This is a genomic window from Streptomyces sp. NPDC004435 (assembly GCF_042873895.1).
Taxonomy (GTDB): domain Bacteria; phylum Actinomycetota; class Actinomycetes; order Streptomycetales; family Streptomycetaceae; genus Streptomyces.
Map to the genome: position 1 here is coordinate 62,822 of NZ_JBIAMB010000001.1, position 17,312 is coordinate 80,133.

17 protein-coding genes, 1 tRNA gene and 1 riboswitch are annotated in these 17,312 nt (G+C 71.0%); of the genes, 11 read left to right on the top strand and 7 right to left on the bottom strand.

Going from position 1 to position 17,312, the window contains the following annotated elements; all coding sequences use genetic code 11:
• The first annotated feature begins 66 nt into the window (after positions 1–66).
• Complete coding sequence (locus ACFYT9_RS00310) at positions 67–819, top strand: MBL fold metallo-hydrolase (RefSeq protein WP_376602740.1); 753 nt, start codon at positions 67–69, stop codon at positions 817–819.
• 96 nt (positions 820–915) lie between these two features.
• Here the strand turns inward: ACFYT9_RS00310 and ACFYT9_RS00315 are convergent, their stop codons facing one another.
• Positions 916–2,169, bottom strand: coding sequence for a PTS transporter subunit EIIC (locus ACFYT9_RS00315; RefSeq protein ID WP_360312077.1), 1,254 nt, complete (start codon positions 2,167–2,169; stop codon positions 916–918).
• 267 nt (positions 2,170–2,436) lie between these two features.
• On the bottom strand, positions 2,437–3,735 hold the full coding sequence (locus ACFYT9_RS00320; protein ID WP_376602739.1) for a PTS transporter subunit EIIC: 1,299 nt from the start codon (positions 3,733–3,735) through the stop codon (positions 2,437–2,439).
• Between the two features lie 237 nt (positions 3,736–3,972).
• Here ACFYT9_RS00320 and ACFYT9_RS00325 point away from each other — a divergent pair, with 237 nt between their 5' ends.
• Positions 3,973–4,206 carry a glucose PTS transporter subunit EIIB gene (locus tag ACFYT9_RS00325; protein WP_376602738.1) on the top strand — a complete coding sequence of 78 codons (234 nt, stop codon included), beginning with the start codon at positions 3,973–3,975 and terminating at the stop codon, positions 4,204–4,206.
• Positions 4,207–4,384: 178 nt separating this feature from the next.
• Positions 4,385–5,116 (top strand): ribonuclease PH, encoded by a 732-nt coding sequence (gene rph, locus ACFYT9_RS00330; protein ID WP_376595465.1) that lies wholly within the window; start codon positions 4,385–4,387, stop codon positions 5,114–5,116.
• Positions 5,117–5,209: 93 nt separating this feature from the next.
• Here rph and ACFYT9_RS00335 read toward each other — a convergent pair whose 3' ends face one another.
• Positions 5,210–7,261: an acyltransferase family protein gene (locus ACFYT9_RS00335; protein WP_389159974.1), complete on the bottom strand. Its 2,052-nt coding sequence runs from the start codon at positions 7,259–7,261 to the stop codon at positions 5,210–5,212.
• Positions 7,262–7,669: 408 nt separating this feature from the next.
• Between ACFYT9_RS00335 and ACFYT9_RS00340 the strand changes: the two genes are divergently transcribed.
• Both ACFYT9_RS00340 and rdgB read left to right on the top strand, forming a co-directional pair.
• Positions 7,670–8,059: a hypothetical protein gene (locus ACFYT9_RS00340; RefSeq protein WP_376595466.1), complete on the top strand. Its 390-nt coding sequence runs from the start codon at positions 7,670–7,672 to the stop codon at positions 8,057–8,059.
• Between the two features lie 8 nt (positions 8,060–8,067).
• Entirely contained in the window at positions 8,068–8,676 is a 609-nt protein-coding gene (rdgB, locus tag ACFYT9_RS00345; RefSeq protein WP_387273716.1) for an RdgB/HAM1 family non-canonical purine NTP pyrophosphatase, read from the top strand.
• 44 nt (positions 8,677–8,720) lie between these two features.
• On the opposite strand, the gene ACFYT9_RS00350 is transcribed toward rdgB, so the two are convergent.
• The 3 genes from ACFYT9_RS00350 to bcp form a co-directional block, all read right to left on the bottom strand.
• A tRNA-Leu gene (locus ACFYT9_RS00350) sits at positions 8,721–8,804 on the bottom strand.
• A gap of 20 nt (positions 8,805–8,824) precedes the next feature.
• On the bottom strand, positions 8,825–9,835 hold the full coding sequence (locus tag ACFYT9_RS00355; RefSeq protein WP_389159977.1) for an HNH endonuclease signature motif containing protein: 1,011 nt from the start codon (positions 9,833–9,835) through the stop codon (positions 8,825–8,827).
• Positions 9,836–9,975: 140 nt separating this feature from the next.
• A complete protein-coding gene (gene bcp / locus ACFYT9_RS00360) occupies positions 9,976–10,443 on the bottom strand; it encodes a thioredoxin-dependent thiol peroxidase (protein ID WP_362176845.1) in 468 nt (155 codons plus the stop codon).
• Between the two features lie 126 nt (positions 10,444–10,569).
• Here bcp and ACFYT9_RS00365 point away from each other — a divergent pair, with 126 nt between their 5' ends.
• The 3 genes from ACFYT9_RS00365 (at position 10,570) to ACFYT9_RS00375 (ending at position 11,733) form a co-directional block, all read left to right on the top strand.
• Entirely contained in the window at positions 10,570–10,890 is a 321-nt protein-coding gene (locus tag ACFYT9_RS00365) for a DUF3618 domain-containing protein (protein WP_376595470.1), read from the top strand.
• A 22-nt stretch (positions 10,891–10,912) separates the two neighbouring features.
• Positions 10,913–11,248: a co-chaperone GroES gene (locus ACFYT9_RS00370; RefSeq protein WP_360312095.1), complete on the top strand. Its 336-nt coding sequence runs from the start codon at positions 10,913–10,915 to the stop codon at positions 11,246–11,248.
• A 61-nt stretch (positions 11,249–11,309) separates the two neighbouring features.
• A riboswitch (guanidine-III (ykkC-III) riboswitch) is annotated at positions 11,310–11,379 on the top strand.
• A gap of 33 nt (positions 11,380–11,412) precedes the next feature.
• The gene (locus tag ACFYT9_RS00375) at positions 11,413–11,733 is read left to right on the top strand and encodes a DMT family transporter (protein WP_387273711.1); all 321 of its coding nucleotides are present in this window, start codon (positions 11,413–11,415) and stop codon (positions 11,731–11,733) included.
• A gap of 100 nt (positions 11,734–11,833) precedes the next feature.
• Here the strand turns inward: ACFYT9_RS00375 and ACFYT9_RS00380 are convergent, their stop codons facing one another.
• Positions 11,834–14,068, bottom strand: coding sequence for a transglycosylase domain-containing protein (locus tag ACFYT9_RS00380; RefSeq protein ID WP_389159980.1), 2,235 nt, complete (start codon positions 14,066–14,068; stop codon positions 11,834–11,836).
• Between the two features lie 420 nt (positions 14,069–14,488).
• Between ACFYT9_RS00380 and ACFYT9_RS00385 the strand changes: the two genes are divergently transcribed.
• From ACFYT9_RS00385 to ACFYT9_RS00395, 3 genes are all read left to right on the top strand, one after another.
• Positions 14,489–15,292: an ABC transporter permease gene (locus ACFYT9_RS00385; protein ID WP_389160590.1), complete on the top strand. Its 804-nt coding sequence runs from the start codon at positions 14,489–14,491 to the stop codon at positions 15,290–15,292.
• A 7-nt stretch (positions 15,293–15,299) separates the two neighbouring features.
• A complete protein-coding gene (locus ACFYT9_RS00390; RefSeq protein ID WP_387273756.1) occupies positions 15,300–16,169 on the top strand; it encodes an ABC transporter permease in 870 nt (289 codons plus the stop codon).
• A gap of 120 nt (positions 16,170–16,289) precedes the next feature.
• The gene (locus ACFYT9_RS00395) at positions 16,290–17,288 is read left to right on the top strand and encodes an ATP-binding cassette domain-containing protein (protein ID WP_389159982.1); all 999 of its coding nucleotides are present in this window, start codon (positions 16,290–16,292) and stop codon (positions 17,286–17,288) included.
• The last annotated feature ends 24 nt before the right edge of the window (positions 17,289–17,312 follow it).

Sequence of the window (17,312 nt, forward strand, 5' to 3'; positions counted from 1 at the left end):
ACCGCACGGCCTCCCCCCTCCCCTTTGCGTGCCTGACCGCACCCGTCCACGGAGGTTCACGCCCCTATGAAGCTCACCGTCGTCGGCTGCTCCGGGTCGTTCCCGTCCGCGGAATCGGCCTGTTCGAGCTACCTCGTCGAGGCCGACGGCTTCCGGCTGCTCCTCGACATGGGCAACGGCGCCCTCGGCGAGCTGCAGCGCCACATCGGCCTGTACGACCTGGACGCGATCTTCCTCAGCCATCTCCACGCGGACCACTGCATCGACATGTGCGGCTACTTCGTCGCCCGCTACTACCGGCACGAGGGCGGCCGCTGCGACGCGCTCCCCGTGTACGCCCCCGAGGGCGCCGAGCAGCGCCTGACCACGGCGTACGCCGACACGCCCTCGCCGAGCTCGATGAGCGAGGTCTTCGACTTCCGCACCCTGGGGTCGGGCACCTTCGAGCTGGGCCCGTTCACGATCCGCACCGAGAAGGTGTGCCATCCGGTGGAGGCGTACGGCATCCGGGTCGAGCACGGCGGCCGGTCGCTGGCGTACTCCGGCGACACCGGGGTCTGCGACGCCCTGCACGACCTCGCCGACGGGGTGGACCTCTTCCTCTGCGAGGCGTCCTTCACCCACGGCAAGGAGGACATTCCGGAGCTCCACCTCAACGGCCGGGAGGCCGGCGCCCACGCGGCCCGGGCCCGGGTGGGCCGCCTCGTCCTCACCCACATCCCCCCGTGGACGGACGGCGAGCGCAACCTGGCGGACGCCCGCGCGGTGTACGGGGGCGCGGCCGAGCTGGCGAAGGCGGGTGCGGTCTACGAGGTCTGAGCACCGGCGCGGACGCGTGCGCGGGCGTACGGACACGGGGAAGGCCCCGGAACCCTTCGGGGGTTCCGGGGCCTTCGCCTCGTACGGGGGAGGGGCTCACGCCTTGGTGAGGTCCTCGACCTCCTCCTCGGGCTCGCGGCCCGGGGTGGTGAGGTTGAACTTGGTGATCGCGAAGCGGAAGACCACGTAGTAGATCGCCGCGAAGACGAGACCGATCGGGATGATCAGCCACGGCTTGGTCGCCAGGTTCCAGTTGAGCAGGTAGTCGATGCCGCCGGCCGAGAAGGTGAAGCCGGCGTGGACCCCGAAGGCCCAGGTGACGGCCATCGAGACGGCGGTCAGGACCGCGTGCACCGCGTACAGGACCGGCGCGATGAACATGAACGTGAACTCGATCGGCTCGGTGATGCCGGTGACGAAGGAGGTCAGCGCGAGGGAGACCATCATGCCCATCACGGCCTTGCGGCGCTCGGGGCGGGCGGCGTGCGCGATGGCGATGGCGGCGGCCGGGAGGCCGAACATCATGATCGGGAAGAAGCCCGACATGAAGATTCCGGCGCTCGGGTCACCGGCGAAGAAGCGGTTGAGGTCACCGTGGACGACCTTGCCGGCGGCGTCGGTGAAGTCACCGATCTGGAACCAGGAGACGGTGTTCACGAACTGGTGCATGCCGACCGGGATCAGCGCGCGGTTGATGAGGCCGAAGAGGCCGGCACCGGCGGCGCCGAGGCCCGTCATCCACTCGCCGAAGCTGGAGATGCCGTTGCCGATGGGCTCCCAGACCAGGCCGAAGACGACGCCGACGAGGGTGCCGACGAAGGCCATGATGATCGGGACGAGGCGGCGGCCGTTGAAGAAGCCGAGCCAGTCGACCAGCTTGGTGCGGTGGTACTTCTGCCAGATGACCGCGGAGATCAGACCCATGAGGATGCCGCCGAGGACACCCGGGTTGTTGTACTTCGCGGCGATGTCCTCGCCGGGCTGGATGACGGCCTCGGCGACGGGGAACGCCTTCAGCACGTTGCTGTAGACCAGGAAGCCGACCAGGGCGGCGAGAGCGGTGGAGCCGTCCGCCTTCTTGGCGAAGCCGATGGCGACGCCGATGCAGAAGAGCAGGGGCAGGTTGTCGAAGACCGCGCCACCGGCAGTGGCGAAGACCGACGCGACCTTGTCCCAGCCGAGCCCGTCCTTACCGAAGACGTCAGGCTGGCCGAGACGGAGCAAGATACCCGCGGCCGGCAGAACGGCGATCGGCAGCTGCAGGCTGCGACCGACCTTCTGCAGGCCCTGGAACAGGCCGGATCCGCGCTTCTTCGCGGGAGCGGCGGCCTGGGCGGTGGCCGTACTCATCAACTTCCTCCAGTAGGCAAGGCGCCGCCAGAGGACAGTGAAAAGGGGGTGACGGCGGCGTCTCGGGAACGCGGTGGTCTGGACCGCGTGGTCTACACCAATGAGTGGTGTAGACCAGTTGTAGCACGTGAGACTTAGATAAGGAACCTGCGAATTTTTCTCCGCCGGGCATAGTGATGAAGGCGTGACAAAAGGCCCCCGGACCACGAGGTCCAGGGGCCTTCGCACACCTCCGACCGGGGTCCGAAAGCCCCGGAACGGACGGTTCTACTTGGTGTTGTCCCGCTCCATCTCCTCCTGCACCTCCTCGGGCTCGCGGCCCGGGGTGGGGAGGTTGAACCTGGTGATCGCGAAGCGGAAGATCACGTAGTACACGACCGCGAAGGCGAGGCCGATCGGGATGATCAGCCACGGCTTGGTCGCCAGGTTCCAGTTGATGACGTAGTCGATCAGACCCGCCGAGAAGCTGAAGCCGTCCTTCACGCCCAGCGCCCACGTCACGCCCATCGACACACCCGTCAGCAGCGCGTGGATGGCGTACAGCACCGGGGCGATGAAGAGGAACGAGTACTCCAGCGGCTCCGTGATGCCCGTGACGAACGAGGTCAGCGCCACCGACAGCATCAGACCGCCGACCTCCTTGCGGCGGTTCGGGCGCGCGCAGTGGGTGATCGCCAGGGCCGCGGCCGGCAGGGCGAACATCATGATCGGGAAGAAGCCCGTCAGGAACTGGCCCGCCTCGGGGTCGCCCGCGAGGAACATGCTGATGTCACCGTGGACCACCGTCCCGTCCGGCTTCGTGTACGAACCGAACTGGAACCAGATGGGCACGTTCAGGAACTGGTGCAGACCGATCACCAGCAACGCGCGGTTCGCCACACCGAAGATGCCCGAACCCCAGGCCCCGAGCCCGACCAGCCAGTCGCTGAAGCTCTCCAGGGCGTCACCGATCGGCGGCCAGATCCACAGGCACAGCGCGGCGAAGAGGATGCCGACGAAGGACATGATGATCGGGACGAGCCGGCGCCCGTTGAAGAAGCCCAGCCAGTCCACCAGCTTGGTGCGGTGGTACCGCTGCCACAGATAGGCCGTCAGCAGACCCATGATGATGCCGCCGAAGACACCCGGGTTCTGGTACGTGTACCCCGCGAAGGAGTCGTCCGCGCCCAGGCAGCCACCCCCGATGTCCGTCGTCCCCGTCGGGCAGTCCTTCGGGAACTGGCGGAGCACCGTGTAGTAGACGAGGAAGCCGACCACCGCGGCGAGGGCGGTCGAGCCGTCCGACTTCTTCGCCATGCCGATCGCGACACCGATGCAGAACAGCAGCGGCAGGCCGAGGCTGCCGTCGAGCAGCGCACCACCCGCGCCGGCCATCACCTTGGCGACGTTGTCCCAGCCGAGACCGTCGGCGCCGAAGACGTCCGGCTGGCCGAGCCGGTTGATGATGCCCGCGGCGGGGAGCACGGCGATGGGGAGCTGGAGGCTGCGGCCCATCTTCTGCAGGCCCTGGAAGAAACCTCCCCACGAGACCCTCTTCCGGCCCGCTGCTGCGCTGTCCGTACTCATCGGCGACCTCCCTGTCCCGGAACAACCCGGGGCCGCGTCTCGTTGCACACTGGTGTAGACCACTTGCGGTAGGCTCCGGGAGCCCGCTGAGGGCAAGCCGCCGGTGATCGTCATCATTCGGCAGAACGGCGGCATGCGCTCGCGAAGTTGGGCCAACCGTGGGTTACCGTGACGAAGCGGACCGTCGGTGCGCCGAGATTCGCGTGTCCCGCGAACAGAACGGACAGGGAGAAAGACATGGCCAGCAAGGCTGAGAAGATCGTCGCCGGCCTCGGCGGCATCGACAACATCGAAGAGGTCGAGGGCTGCATCACCCGCCTGCGCACCGAGGTCAAGGACGCCGGCCTCGTCGACGAAGCCGCGCTCAAGGCCGCCGGCGCCCACGGCGTCGTGAAGATGGGCACCGCCATCCAGGTCGTCATCGGCACCGACGCGGACCCGATCGCCGCTGAGATCGAAGACCTGATGTGAGCAGCTGACACCAGCTGACGAGGGCCCGTTCCGGCAGGGGAACGGGCCCTCGTGCGTACCCCGCCACCGGCCCCCCGCGCGCCCCCGCGACCGGCCCCCAGCACGCCCCCGCCACCGAGCCCTCCCGCGTCCCCGGAGACCGGCCGGGACCCCGTACGGATGGGGCTAGGCTCGTCCCATGTCTCGCATCGACGGCCGTACCCCCGAACAGCTCCGCCCCGTCACCATCGAACGCGGCTGGAGCAAGCACGCCGAGGGCTCCGTCCTCATCTCCTTCGGCGACACCAAGGTCTTCTGCACCGCCTCCGTCACCGAAGGCGTCCCCCGCTGGCGCAAGGGCAGCGGCGAGGGCTGGGTCACCGGCGAGTACTCCATGCTCCCCCGCTCCACCAACACCCGCGGCGACCGCGAGTCCGTCCGCGGCAAGATCGGCGGCCGCACCCACGAGATCTCCCGCCTCATCGGCCGCTCGCTCCGCGCCGTCATCGACTACAAGGCGCTCGGCGAGAACACCATCGTCCTCGACTGCGACGTTCTCCAGGCCGACGGCGGCACCCGCACCGCCGCCATCACCGGCGCCTACGTCGCCCTCGCCGACGCCGTCGCCTGGGCCCAGGGCAAGAAGCTGGTCAAGGCCGGCCGCAAGCCGCTGACCGGCACCGTCTCCGCCGTCTCCGTCGGCATCGTCGGCGGCGTCCCCCTCCTCGACCTCTGCTACGAGGAGGACGTCCGCGCCGACACCGACATGAACGTCGTCTGCACCGGCGACGGACGCTTCGTCGAGGTCCAGGGCACGGCCGAGGCCGAGCCCTTCGACCGCGCCGAGCTCGACGCCCTCCTCGACCTCGCCGCCGCCGGCTGCGCCGACCTGGCCGACCTCCAGCGCAAGGCACTCGACGCCACGCTCTGAGCGCGGAAACGCCACCGGGCCGGCGGAAGGCCGGCCCAGTGGCCACGGACGTCACCAGCGCACGGTCACCGGTGCCCGGGCACCGGCCTCCGCTCAGCCGACCAGACCCAGCTCGGTCCCGTACCGGTCGGTCAGGACCCGCTCCAGCACCGGCGCGACCTTGAGGGCGAACCCCTCGGAGAGGTGGTGCCGGTCCCGGTACACCAGGGTGTCGCCCACCACCAGAGGGCACCTGCCGTTCGAGGAGCAGAGCCAGGGACGCGTCTCGATGACGTCGACACCGGTCTTCCTCGCCGCGTCCCGGACCGCCTGCGTGACGACCGGAGCGGCATCCGCGTTCTTCGTCGTGCGCTCGCAGGCCGGGAGATCGAGCGGCTGCGCCAGGGCGCAGTCCAGAGCGTGCTGCCGCAGGTACGGGATGTCGGTCAGCGCCGCCACCCGCGCCCCGCTCCTCCTCAGGTCCTGGTACCCCTCCACGAGCCCGCGGGTCCACTCGGTCCGCGGGTCCAGCTTGGAGTCGGCCAGCGGGTTCTGCACCGCGAACGAGGTCAGCACCACGTCGGGCTGGAGCGAGTCGATGTACTCGACGGCCTTCGCCCGCCACTCGTTGCACTGCTCGTACGGACCGCCGCGGCCCGCGTGGACCGTGGTGACCCTGCCAGGCTTGCAGTGCGCCTTGGTGAGGGACACGAGCCGCCAGTTGTGCTCCTTGGCCAGCGCGTCCACGGCCGGGAACCACTGCGTGACGTGCGAGTCGCCGAAGAGCACCACCAGCCGGTCGCCGTTCCTGTCGCCGTACTCACAGGGAGTCTTCAGCTCCACCGTGTCGGGCGAGGAGTGGCAGCCGTCCAGGAACGGCGTGTTCGGGGTGACGGTGATCTGGTCGATCCGCGGCCGCAGGTTGCCGGGAAGCCTGGTGGGCGCGACGTCCAGCAGCTCGGCCAGCGCGCCCTCCGGCTGCTCCGCCGCGGCCAGCGTCCGCCCGAGCTCGGGGGCGTCGGGGCCGGTGGCGACCTTCAGCGGGACCTGGGCGGCCAGCAGGGCGATCGCCGCCGACCCGGCCGACAGCGCCAGCCCGAGAGACAGGCCCCGCCACGACGCGCCCTTGAAGGCGCGGTGGAACCGCACCGGGTCCTCGACGAACTTCAGGGTCAGCCAGGCCAGGTTCAGCGCGAGGACGGCCGCGAGCAGCTTGACCAGGATCCGGTCGTCGCCGAGCTCCGCAGGCAGGATCACCATGAGCGGCCAGTGCCACAGGTACCAGCTGTACGAGAGCCCGCCGATCCACACCGCAGGCCTCAGCCCCAGCAGCGCGCCGGCGCCGTACCGCGGCCCGCCGTCCTTCATGCCCGCCGCGAGCACGGCCACCGCGCCGAACACCGGCACCACGGCGTACCACCCGGGGAACGGAGTGGACTCGTCGAAGGCCAGCGCCGCGTACGAGATCGCCGCCAGTCCCGACCAGCCCAGCAGGGCCGCCACCGGGCCGGGCAGCCGCGAGAGCCGGCCGGCCGCCAGCGCGAGCAGGGCGCCGGCCCCGAGCTCCCAGGCGCGGGCGGGTGAACCGAAGTACGCCCAGGAAGACGACGTCTCGATCCAGTCCAGATTGAGGAGGAACGATCCTGCGCACAGGGCGGTGAGCAGAACGGCGAGCACCAGCCGACGACGCGCCAGCCACCGTACGGCCAGCAGCATCACCAGCGGCCACACCAGGTAGAACTGCTCCTCCACCGCCAGCGACCAGAAGTGCTGGAACGGGGAAGGCGGAGCGTCGGCGTTCAGGTACTGGGTCCCGACGTCCGCCAGACGCAGGTTCACGAAGTACAGGGCGCTCGCGAAGGCGTCCTTCGTGTACTCGACGAACCGCAGCGGCCCGAGGAAGAGCCAGGCACCCGCCAGCGTGGTCAGGACCACCACGGTGGACGCCGGAAGCAGACGCAGCGCCCGCCGGGCGTAGAACCGCCCCAGGGCTATCCGGCCCGTCGCCTCGACCTCGCGCAGCATCAGCGAGGTGATCAGGAAGCCGGAGATGACGAAGAACACGTCCACGCCGACGTAACCGCCGGCCAGGCCGCCGATGCCCGAGTGCGACAGCACCACGAGGCCCACCGCGACGGCACGGAGCCCCTGGATGTCCAGCCGCATCCCCGCGCCCTTCGGCGCGCCACCCGCCGCGGAAGCGCCGGGCTGCGCGGGAACACCGGGCGGTGCGGTCGCCGCCGGCGTCCTCTGGGCTACATCTACGACCTGCACTTGATGCTCTCTCCCCTGGAGACACGCCGACGTCTGGTCGGTGGGCGAATATATCCCAAGCGCCATGGGCGCTCCCGGGCCGATTCCCCGTACCGGCGGTGGCGCGCCCCCGGCCGGTACGGGCCGCTTCCCTCCCGCGGAGCCCACTCCGCCCCCACCCGCGCGTGCAGCGGCGGGGACCACGGCGCCGCGCGGGCGGCGGTCAACCGTCCGCGCCCTGGGTGCGTCCTTTACGGCGGAGGGCACACGGCCGTACCGTGCGCCCCGTCGATACGTACGCAACCCGGGGAGGACCCGAAAGTGAAGCGCCGCCGCACCATAAAGCTCGCCGTCGCCACGGCGGCAGCCGTGACGACCTTCGCCCTGACCGGCTGCGACGCCATCGACAAGGCGATGGACTGCGTCACGACGGCCGACGCCATCGCCACCTCGGTGGGCAAGCTCCAGGACGCCGTGTCCAACGCCTCCAACGACCCCACGCAGATCGAGGAGTCCCTCAACTCCATCTCCACGGAGCTGGGCGACCTCAAGAACACGACGGACAACGCCGACCTGTCCAAGGCCGTCGAAGACCTCACCAAGGGAGTCGAGACGGTCCGCGACGCGGTCAAGAACGGCGACGCCACCCCCGACATCACCCCGATCACCAGCGCCGCGACCGAGCTGGGGAAGGTCTGCAGCCCGGGATAATCGGGGGCATGACCCGACAGCGCCTGATCCTCGCCACCCGCAACGCGGGCAAGATCACCGAACTCCACGCGATCCTCGCCGACGCGGGCCTCGACCTCGACCTCGTCGGCGCGGACGCGTACCCGGACATCCCCGACGTCAGGGAAACGGGCGTCACCTTCGCGGAGAACGCCCTCCTCAAGGCCCACGCCCTCGCCCGGGCGACGGGCCTTCCGGCCGTGGCCGACGACTCCGGCCTCTGCGTCGACGTCCTGAACGGCGCCCCCGGCATCTTCTCGGCGCGCTGGTCCGGCACCCACGGCGACGACAAGGCCAATCTGAACCTGCTCCTGGCCCAGCTCTCCGACATCGCGGACGAGCACCGCGCGGCCCACTTCGCCTGCGCGGCGGCCCTGGCCCTGCCCGACGGCACGGAGCGCGTGGTGGAGGGCCGCATGGAGGGAACCCTCCGCCACCAGCCGACCGGCACCAACGGCTTCGGCTACGACCCGATCCTCCAGCCCGCCGGCCACGAGGTGACCTGCGCGGAACTGACCCCGTCGGAGAAGAACGCCATCAGCCACCGCGGCAAGGCGTTCCGCGAACTGGTGCCGGTGGTGCGGGAGCTGTTGGGCTGAGGGTGGCAGAGGGGTCGCCCTTGCGGGTGCCCCCTCTGGCGACGTGCGGCCGGTGGGATTCGAACCCACACGGGCTTTCGCCCACTGGGACCTAAACCCAGCTTGGCTACCAGTTACAACACGGCCGCGAGTACAGCCATGGTAGCGGTCACATGGGATTTGTCTTCGGGGTGCTGCCGGCTTTTCCGCGGCACCAGGTCGCGGTCCGTGAATGGCAGTTGGGGCACAGGTAGCGGAGGTTCTCGCGACGGTTGTCGAGCCAGTTGCCGTTGATGTGGTCGATCTGCAGGGTGATGGACCCGCCCCGCCATCGCCCCTCGTTTCCGCACTCGACGCAGCGATACGGGACGCCCGCCTCGGTGAGGGCGCGGTGGAGCCGGTTGCGGTTCTCGCGCGACGATCCTTCCGGGCGTACCCGGAAAACCACGCCCGCGACTGTTCTCGGTGCGGCGACCCGCACCGTTCCCCACGTGCGTCGCTTGAAGTGGGTCGTGTCGAGGCCCAACTCCGCCGCCCGTCGCCGCACCCGGCGGTGGTTCTGGTCGCTCACGGGGAGGCCGAGCGCGCGCATCACGTCGGCGAAGCTCGTGGCGTCGGCGACTGCCGCGCGCAGCTGTTCCTCCACGATGTCCATGCGCCGGTGAGTGAAGTGGGCGACGTCGATACCCCACGTGTGGAGCATGTGCCGGAGGGCGGCTCGCGATGTGCCGTCGTCCCCCACGCCCAGCAGGCGGGCCATCTCCCTGACACTTCGGGTGGACGCTGCAGCGGTCCGCAGCTCGGTCTTGCTGAACGGTAGGTCCGTGGTCGCCCGGTTCAGGCCGGGGATGTGGCGCACATCGATTCCGGCCGCACTGATACGCCGCCGGATGTGCGAGAGCGTCCCCGTCGCCGGCGGTGCGCCCAGCTTGAGTGCGACCTCACGCAGGGTTGTGGACGATGCGACCGCCTCCGCGATGGCGCTGTCCGTGTACTTGCGCCAGGGGCTTCGATGCTTGAAGTGGCTCGTGTCGATCCCGTGTGCGGCCACCTTCGCCTGGAGCGTACGCCGCCGCCCTCCGCTTTCCCCGACCCCGAGCCGACGCATCAGGTCGGCCCACCCCTCCGACTCCGCCACGGCGGCGCTGAGCCGGTCCTTCGTGTACGGGCTCGTGCTCACGTGATCCCCTCCCCAGTACGGATCTCGCACGGATCAACGAGCCGAATATCGGACGGTTACGCCCTTCGGGGTACGGAATGCGGACGGGCCCGCGCCCTCCGGTGGGGAGGGGGCGGGCCCGTCGCGGGGTGGACCGGAGGTCAGATGCCCAGGTCGCGGATGATCTTGGCCACGTGGCCCGTCGCCTTGACGTTGTAGAAGGCGTGCTCGACCTTGCCCTCCTCGTCGACGACGACCGTGGAGCGGATGACGCCCGTGACGACCTTGCCGTAGAGCTTCTTCTCGCCGAAGGCGCCGTAGGACTCCAGGACCTCCTTGGACGGGTCGCCGACCAGGGTGACCTTCAGGTTCTCCTTCTCGCGGAACTTCGCGAGCTTCTCCGGCTTGTCGGGGGAGACGCCGATGACGTCGTAGCCGGCGGCGGCCAGCACGTCGAGGTTGTCGGTGAAGTCGCACGCCTGCTTGGTGCAGCCCGGGGTGAGGGCGGCGGGGTAGAAGTAGACGATGACCTTGCGGCCCTTGTGGTCCGCGAGGGAGACCTCGTTGCCGTCCGCGTCGGGCAGGGTGAAGGCGGGGGCGGTGTCGCCGGGCTGCAGTCGCTCGCTCATGGCTTGCTCTCCTCGGGAATGTTCGCGTACGCGATGAGAGCCTAATGGGGGTCGGGGACAGCCTCCCGGCGGCGGAACTGACAGACTGTCCATCAACGACCGGATCACGACTACGGAGGCAGCGCGGTGTCGGACGCCAGGACCCCTGCGCAGATCGAGGCGGACATCGTCCGCCGGCGCGACCAGCTCGCCGTCACGCTCGACGAGATCGGCATTCGGGTGCATCCGAAGACGATCATCGGGGACGCCAAGGCCAAGGTGGCCTCGACCGTGGACGAGACTGCCGGACGGGCGTTCGTCGCCGTCAACCGGGTGGTCTCCGACGTGAAGGCACGTTTCACCGACGAGGAGGGCGCTCCGCGCCTGGAGCGCGTCGTCCCGGTGGCCCTGGTGGCCGTCGCGGTCGTCGGGCTGCTGCTGACGTCCTCCCGGCGGCACAAGGGCTGAGCCCGGCCGGTAGGTTCGTCACGTGAGCGAGAACACGCACGACAAGCTGCCCATCCGGATGCTCCACGACCGGGTCCTGGTCCGCACCGACACCCCGGAGGGGGAGCGGCGCTCCGGCGGCGGGATCCTCATCCCGGCGACCGCCGCGGTCGGCCGGCGTCTGGCCTGGGCCGAGGTCGTCGCGGTCGGGCAGAACGTCCGGACCGTCGAGATCGGCGACCGCGTGCTGTACGACCCCGAGGACCGGGCCGAAGTGGAGGTGCGGGGCGTCGCCTACGTACTGATGCGGGAGCGGGATCTGCACGCCGTGGCGGCCGACCGCTTCCAGAGCACGGACTCGACGGGTCTGTACCTGTAGGGCGGATCCGTGCGGCGGAGACTTGAGAAGGCCCTGGTGACCGGTGTCACCAGGGCCTTTGCCCGTTCTTTGCTAGGCTGGGGGGACCCCGACGAGACGCGCCGTACCGGGTAGAGCAAAGACGACGCACTCCTGTTGTTCCGTCTCGCGGAGGTGTCGTCGTCATGGCCTGGGTTCTTCTGATCGTCGCGGGTCTGCTCGAGGTCGGCTGGTCGATCGGGATGAAGTACACCGAGGGCTTCACCCGTCTGTGGCCCAGCGTCTTCACCGGCGCCGGGATCGTCGCCTCGATGCTGCTGCTGTCGCAGGCCGCCAAGACCCTCCCCATCGGTACCGCCTACGGCGTCTGGGTCGGCATCGGCGCGGCGGGTGCGGCGGTGCTCGGCATGGTGGTGCTGGGTGAGCCGGCGACCGCCGCCCGGATCTTCTTCGTCGTCCTGCTGCTGGTCGCGGTGGTCGGTCTGAAGGCGACCTCCGGACACTGAGGCGCCGGCGGGCCCGCCGATGCCCGGGAGCGACGGCCTGGCACCCGGGCTTCCCCTGCCCGGCGCCCGCGCGCCCGCCCGGCCCGGCGCCCGGGCCGGCCTAGCGCTCGCGCCTCCCCGGCCTGGCCGGCTTCGCTCCGGGGCCCGCCTCGCCCGTCCCGTACCAGCCCTCGTCGCCCTCCTCGGCGCGTTCCCTGTCGCGTTCCTTGTCGCCGTCCCGGTCGCCTTCCCTGTCGTTCTCCCCGCCGTCCTCCCCGCCGTCCTCGGGTCCGTCCGGGACCGGGGGTACTTCGGGGAGGTCGGCGCCCGGCATCAGGTGCAGGTCGAAGTCGCGTACGGGGGCGTCGGCGAGGGCCTCGCGGGTGAAGCGGGCCCAGATCTCGGCGGGCGGGCCGCCGCCGTTGACCCGGGGGAGGCCCAGGGCGCCGTAGAGGGGTTCCTGGCGGCCGGTCTCCGGGTCCTGGCCCATCAGGGCGACGACGGTGGCGAGTTCGGGGGTGTAGCCGGCGAACCAGGCCGCCTTGTCGTCCTCGGCGGTGCCGGTCTTGCCGGCCGCCGGGCGTCCGGCGGCCATGGCGGCCGTGCCCGTACCGGCCTCGACGACGCCCCGCAGCACGGCGGTCGTGGTGTCCGCCGCCTCCCGTCCGACCGCCTGCCGGGGCTCCGCGGAGGGCAGCGGCAGCTGCTCCCCGTCGCGGCTGATCGCGGCGACCAGGGTGTGGTCCCCGCGCCGGCCGTGCGCGGCGAGCGTCGCGTACGCCTGCGCCATGTCGAGGACGCTCGCGGTGGCCGGGCCGAGGGCGATGGAGGGGGAGGCGGTGAGGTCGGGGGTGGTGCCCGGCAGGCCGAGCGCGACGGCGGTGCGGCGCACGTGCGCGGGGCCGACGTCCACGGCCATCTGGGCGTAGACGGCGTTCACGGAGAGGTCGGTGGCGGTGCCGACCGGGATCTCGCCGTAGCTCTCGCCGTCCTCGTTGGCGGGGTCGTACGGGGCGCCGGCCCAGCCCTCCACGGGGCGCCGGTCGGTGCCGTCGTAGAGCGTGTACGGGGTGATCGGCTCGCCGTACTGGGTCCGCGCGCCGCTCTGGACGGCGGCCGTGAAGACGAAGGGCTTGAAGGTGGAGCCGACCTGGTAGTCGCGGCGGGTGGCGTTGTTGACGTACTGCCGGGTGTAGTCGACGCCTCCGTAGAGGGCGACGACGCGGCCGGTCGCCGGTTCGACGGCGGCGGCCCCGGCGCGCACGTACCGGTCGGAGGGGTGGGTGGCCGGGTCGAGGCGGTGGGTGACGCGGTCCTCGACGGCCCGGACGAGCGCGGCCTGGCGGTCGGGGTCGAGGGTGGTGACGATCCGGAAGCCGCCGCCGGCGAGGGTCTTCTCGTCGACGATCCCGCGGCCGGTGAGGTACTCCTCGACGGCCTGCACGACGTAGCCGCGCTGTCCGGAGAGGCCGGTGCCCGGGCGGGCGGTCTGCGGGTCGGGGAAGCGGAGCGCGGCGCGCTCGCCGGGGGTGAGCCAGCCCTCGCCGACCATGCCGTCGAGGACGTAGGCCCAGCGGGCGAGGACGGCGGGGCGGTTCTCGGGGTGGGTGGTGACGTCGTAGGCGCTGGGGGCCTTGAGGAGGGCGGCGAGGTAGGCGCCCTCGGCCGGGGTGAGGCGTTCGACGTCCTTGCCGTAGTAGGCGTGGGCGGCGGCCTGGACGCCGTAGGCGTTGCGGCCGAAGTAGCTGGTGTTGAGGTAGCCCTGGAGGATCTCGTCCTTGGTCTTCTCGCGTTCCAGCTTGATCGCGATGAAGAACTCCTTGGCCTTGCGGGTGAGGGTCTGCTCCTGGCCCAGGTAGTAGTTTTTGACGTACTGCTGGGTGATGGTGGAGCCGGACTGGCGGCCCTTGCCGGTGACGGTGTTCCAGGCCGCGCGGACCATGGCCTTGGGGTCGACCGCGCGCGAGGTGTGGAAGTCGCGGTCCTCGGCGGCGAGGACGGCCTGCCGGACGGGGAGCGGGATCCGGTCGAGGCGGACGTTCTCGCGGTTGACCTCGCCGTCGCGGGCGAGGACGGTGCCGTCGCGGTAGAGGTACAGGTTGGACTGGGCGAGGGCGGCGGCGTTGGCGGCCGGGATGGACACCAGCAGGTACCCGGCGACGAAGGCCCCGGCGAGCAGCACTCCGCCGAGCAGGAACAGTCCGGCGGCGGCGCGCAGCAGGCGGCGGGGGAGCGAGGCCCTGGGGCGCCGCCGGGCGTCGGCGCGGGGCGGGGGTGCCGGGAGGGTGGGGTCCCTCGGCTCCCAGCCGGGATCCGGAGGTGGTGCGGCGGAGGAGGAACGCACGGAAGGGGACATGGCATCACATAGTGCACACAAAGCGGGCAAAACTCCCGAAGGTGGTGGGTGGCCGCCGAGAAATAGCCGGGAAAGGTGCGGGGGGCGGGTGTCTGGGGGGCGCCGGGGAGAGTGCTGGGTGACGTGCCTGGGTGGGTGCCGGGCGAGGTGCCTGGGTGGGGCCGGGTGAGGTGCCCGGGAGGTGCTTAGGCGGGGCCCGGACGGGGTCCGGGGTGGGGCCGGGAGGGTGCTCGGGAGGTGCCTGGGCGGGGCCCGGATAGGGCCCGGGAGGGTGCTCGGGCGGTGCCCGGGAGGGTGTGCGGAACGACCCGGGGGATCGCGTACGACCACCGGGAAAACCGTTCGCCGCGGTGTGTCCCGGACCACTAGGGTCGTGCGCTTCGTCCGTTTTCCGCATGCCCTTCGAAGGGAAGCACCATGCTGCGGCTGTACGCGACCGTGGCCGCGGGCGGCTTCCGGCGGTACTCCACCTACCGGGTGGCGACGCTGGCGGGCCTCTTCACCAACACGGTCTTCGGTTTCGTCTTCTCGTACACCTACATCGCGCTGTGGGCCGAACGCCCCCAGCTCGGTGGCTACTCCATGTCCGACGCCCTCGCCTACGTATGGATCGGGCAGGCCCTCCTCACCGTCTGCGGCCTCATGGGAGGCGGCTTCGAGGAGGAGCTGATCGAACGCATCAGGACCGGCGACATCGCCGTCGACCTCTACCGCCCGGCCGACCTCCAGGGCTGGTGGTGCGCGGCCAACGCGGGCCGTTCCGCCTACCAGTTGCTCGGCCGCGGCGCGGGGCCCCTCGTCATCGGCGCGCTCGCCTTCGGGTTCACTCTTCCGGACGGTCCGGTCGGCTGGGCCGCCTTCCTGCTCGCGGTGGCCCTCGGCTCGCTCGTCTCCTTCGCGCTCTGGTACCTGGTCGCGATGAGCGCGTTCTGGCTCCTCGACGGCCAGGGCGTGGTCCAGGTCGCCTGGCTGACCGGCCTCTTCTTCTCCGGGATGCTCCTCCCGCTCAACGTCTTCCCCGGCGCGCTCGGCGAGATCGCCCGCGCCCTGCCCTGGGCCGCCCTGCTCCAGGTCCCGGCCGACGTCTACCTCGGCCGCTACGAGGGCGGCGCGGGCCTGCTGCGCGCGTACGGCTTCCAGCTCGGCTGGCTCGCGCTGCTCCTGATCGCGGGCCGCGCGGCCCAGGCGGCGGCGACCCGGAAGGTGGTGGTCCAGGGTGGCTGAGTCACTGATGGCCGGGCAGGTCACGCACGACACGGCCCCCGGTGTCCCGGCCGGCCTCGGCGGCCGCGCCGGCGACGCCCTGCGCACGTACCGGATGGTCGCGGCCATGTGGATCCGCTCCACCATGACCTACCGCGCCTCCTTCGCCCTGACCCTCGTGACCTCCTTCTGCGTCACCTTCTTCGACTTCGTTGTCATCCTGCTGATGTTCGGGCAGGTCCGGGGGCTCGGGGGCTTCTCCTTCGCCGAGGTCGCCTTCCTGTACGGCACCACCGGGACCGCCTTCGGGATCGCCGACCTCACCCTGGGCTCGCTCCAGCGGATGGGGCGCCGGATCCGGGACGGTTCGCTCGACGTGTTCCTGCTGCGCCCGGCGCCGCTGCTCGCGCAGGTCGCGGCGGACAAGTTCGCCCTGCGCCGGCTCGGCCGGGTGCTCCAGGGGCTGATGGTGCTCGTGTGGAGCCTGGTGCTGCTGCGCGACGAGGTCGCCTGGACCTGGGCGAAGGTCCTCATGGTCCCGGGGATGGTGGCCTGCGGGGCGGTGATCTTCATGGCGGTGATGGTGCTGGGCGCCTCGGCGATCTTCTGGCTCCAGGACGGGGCCGAGGTCACCAACTCGTTCACGTACGGAGGGAACACGCTGCTCCAGTACCCGCCGACGATCTTCGCGCAGGACCTGGTGAAGGGCGTGGTGTTCGTGATCCCGCTGGCCTTCGTGAACTGGCTTCCCGCCCTGTACGTCCTCGGCCGCCCGGCCCCCGCCGGAGTGCCGTCCTGGACGGCCTTCGCCTCCCCGCTCGTGGCCCTCGTCTGCTGCGGCGTCGCGGGCCTGGCGTGGCGGGCGGGCATCCGTTCCTACCGATCGACAGGAAGCTGACCGCGCATGTCCAGCACGTCACCCACGCCGCCACCCACGACATCACCCGCCCCGTCACCCACGACATCACCCACCCCGCCACCCACGCCCCTCGCAGCGGGTACGCCCCTCGCACCGGGCATGCCCCTCGCACCGGGCACGCCCCTCATCGAACTCGACGGCCTGGAGAAGACCTTCACCGTCCGCCGCAGGGCGGGCCTGCTGCGCCGGGAACGGCGGGAGGTCCGCGCCGTCGACGGCATCTCGTTCACCGTGGACCGCGGCGAGATGGTCGGCTACATCGGCCCGAACGGCGCCGGGAAGTCGACCACCATCAAGATGCTCACCGGCATCCTCACCCCGAGCGGCGGCCGCCTCCGCGTCGCCGGCATCGACCCCGCGCGGGACCGCACCCGCCTGGCCCGCCGCATCGGCGTCGTCTTCGGCCAGCGCACCACCCTCTGGTGGGACCTGCCGCTGCGCGACTCGTACCGGCTGACCCACCGCATGTACCGGATCCCCGACGACCGCTTCAGGGAGAACCTGGCGCGCTGTGTCGAGCTCCTCGACCTCGGCGACCTCCTCGACGTGCCCGTGCGCCAGCTCTCCCTCGGCCAGCGGATGCGCGGCGACATCGCCGCCGCGCTCCTCCACGACCCCGAGGTGCTCTACCTCGACGAGCCGACGATCGGCCTCGACGTCGTCTCGAAGTCCCGGGTCCGCTCCTTCCTCCGGGAGCTCAACGCGGAGCGCGGCACCACCGTCCTCCTCACCACCCACGACCTCACGGACATCGAACAGCTCTGCTCACGGGTGATGGTCATCGACCACGGACGGCTGATGTACGACGGCGACCTCGCCGGCCTGCACGAGGCCGGCGACGGCGAACGGCTGCTCGTGGTCGACCTGGCGCGCGAGCTGCCGCCGATCGACTCGGTGCCCGGGGCCCGCTTCGTACGGGCCGACGGGCCGCGCCAGTACCTCGCCTTCCCGGCCTCCGCATCCGCCGCGCCGCTGGTGGCCGCGGTGGCGGAGTCGTACCCGCTGGTGGACCTCTCGGTGCGGGAACCGGACATCGAGTCCGTGATCGCGAAGATGTACGGGGGAACTCGTGAGGATCGCCGGGAGTCCCTGATGTAGGCCCCTCACGGAGGCGGGCAGGGA

Bases quoted from the DNA above. Each gene is read 5' to 3' on its own strand.
- ACFYT9_RS00380 (WP_389159980.1), bottom strand. From the start codon at position 14,068: ATGTCCCCTTCCGTGCGTTCCTCCTCCGCCGCACCACCTCCGGATCCC.
- ACFYT9_RS00375 (WP_387273711.1), top strand. From the start codon at position 11,413: ATGGCCTGGGTTCTTCTGATCGTCGCGGGTCTGCTCGAGGTCGGCTGG.
- ACFYT9_RS00335 (WP_389159974.1), bottom strand. From the start codon at position 7,261: ATGCGGCTGGACATCCAGGGGCTCCGTGCCGTCGCGGTGGGCCTCGTG.
- bcp (WP_362176845.1), bottom strand. From the start codon at position 10,443: ATGAGCGAGCGACTGCAGCCCGGCGACACCGCCCCCGCCTTCACCCTG.
- ACFYT9_RS00315 (WP_360312077.1), bottom strand. From the start codon at position 2,169: ATGAGTACGGCCACCGCCCAGGCCGCCGCTCCCGCGAAGAAGCGCGGA.
- rph (WP_376595465.1), top strand. From the start codon at position 4,385: ATGTCTCGCATCGACGGCCGTACCCCCGAACAGCTCCGCCCCGTCACC.
- ACFYT9_RS00390 (WP_387273756.1), top strand. From the start codon at position 15,300: ATGGCCGGGCAGGTCACGCACGACACGGCCCCCGGTGTCCCGGCCGGC.
- ACFYT9_RS00320 (WP_376602739.1), bottom strand. From the start codon at position 3,735: ATGAGTACGGACAGCGCAGCAGCGGGCCGGAAGAGGGTCTCGTGGGGA.
- ACFYT9_RS00325 (WP_376602738.1), top strand. From the start codon at position 3,973: ATGGCCAGCAAGGCTGAGAAGATCGTCGCCGGCCTCGGCGGCATCGAC.
- rdgB (WP_387273716.1), top strand. From the start codon at position 8,068: ATGACCCGACAGCGCCTGATCCTCGCCACCCGCAACGCGGGCAAGATC.
- ACFYT9_RS00310 (WP_376602740.1), top strand. From the start codon at position 67: ATGAAGCTCACCGTCGTCGGCTGCTCCGGGTCGTTCCCGTCCGCGGAA.
- ACFYT9_RS00395 (WP_389159982.1), top strand. From the start codon at position 16,290: ATGCCCCTCGCACCGGGCACGCCCCTCATCGAACTCGACGGCCTGGAG.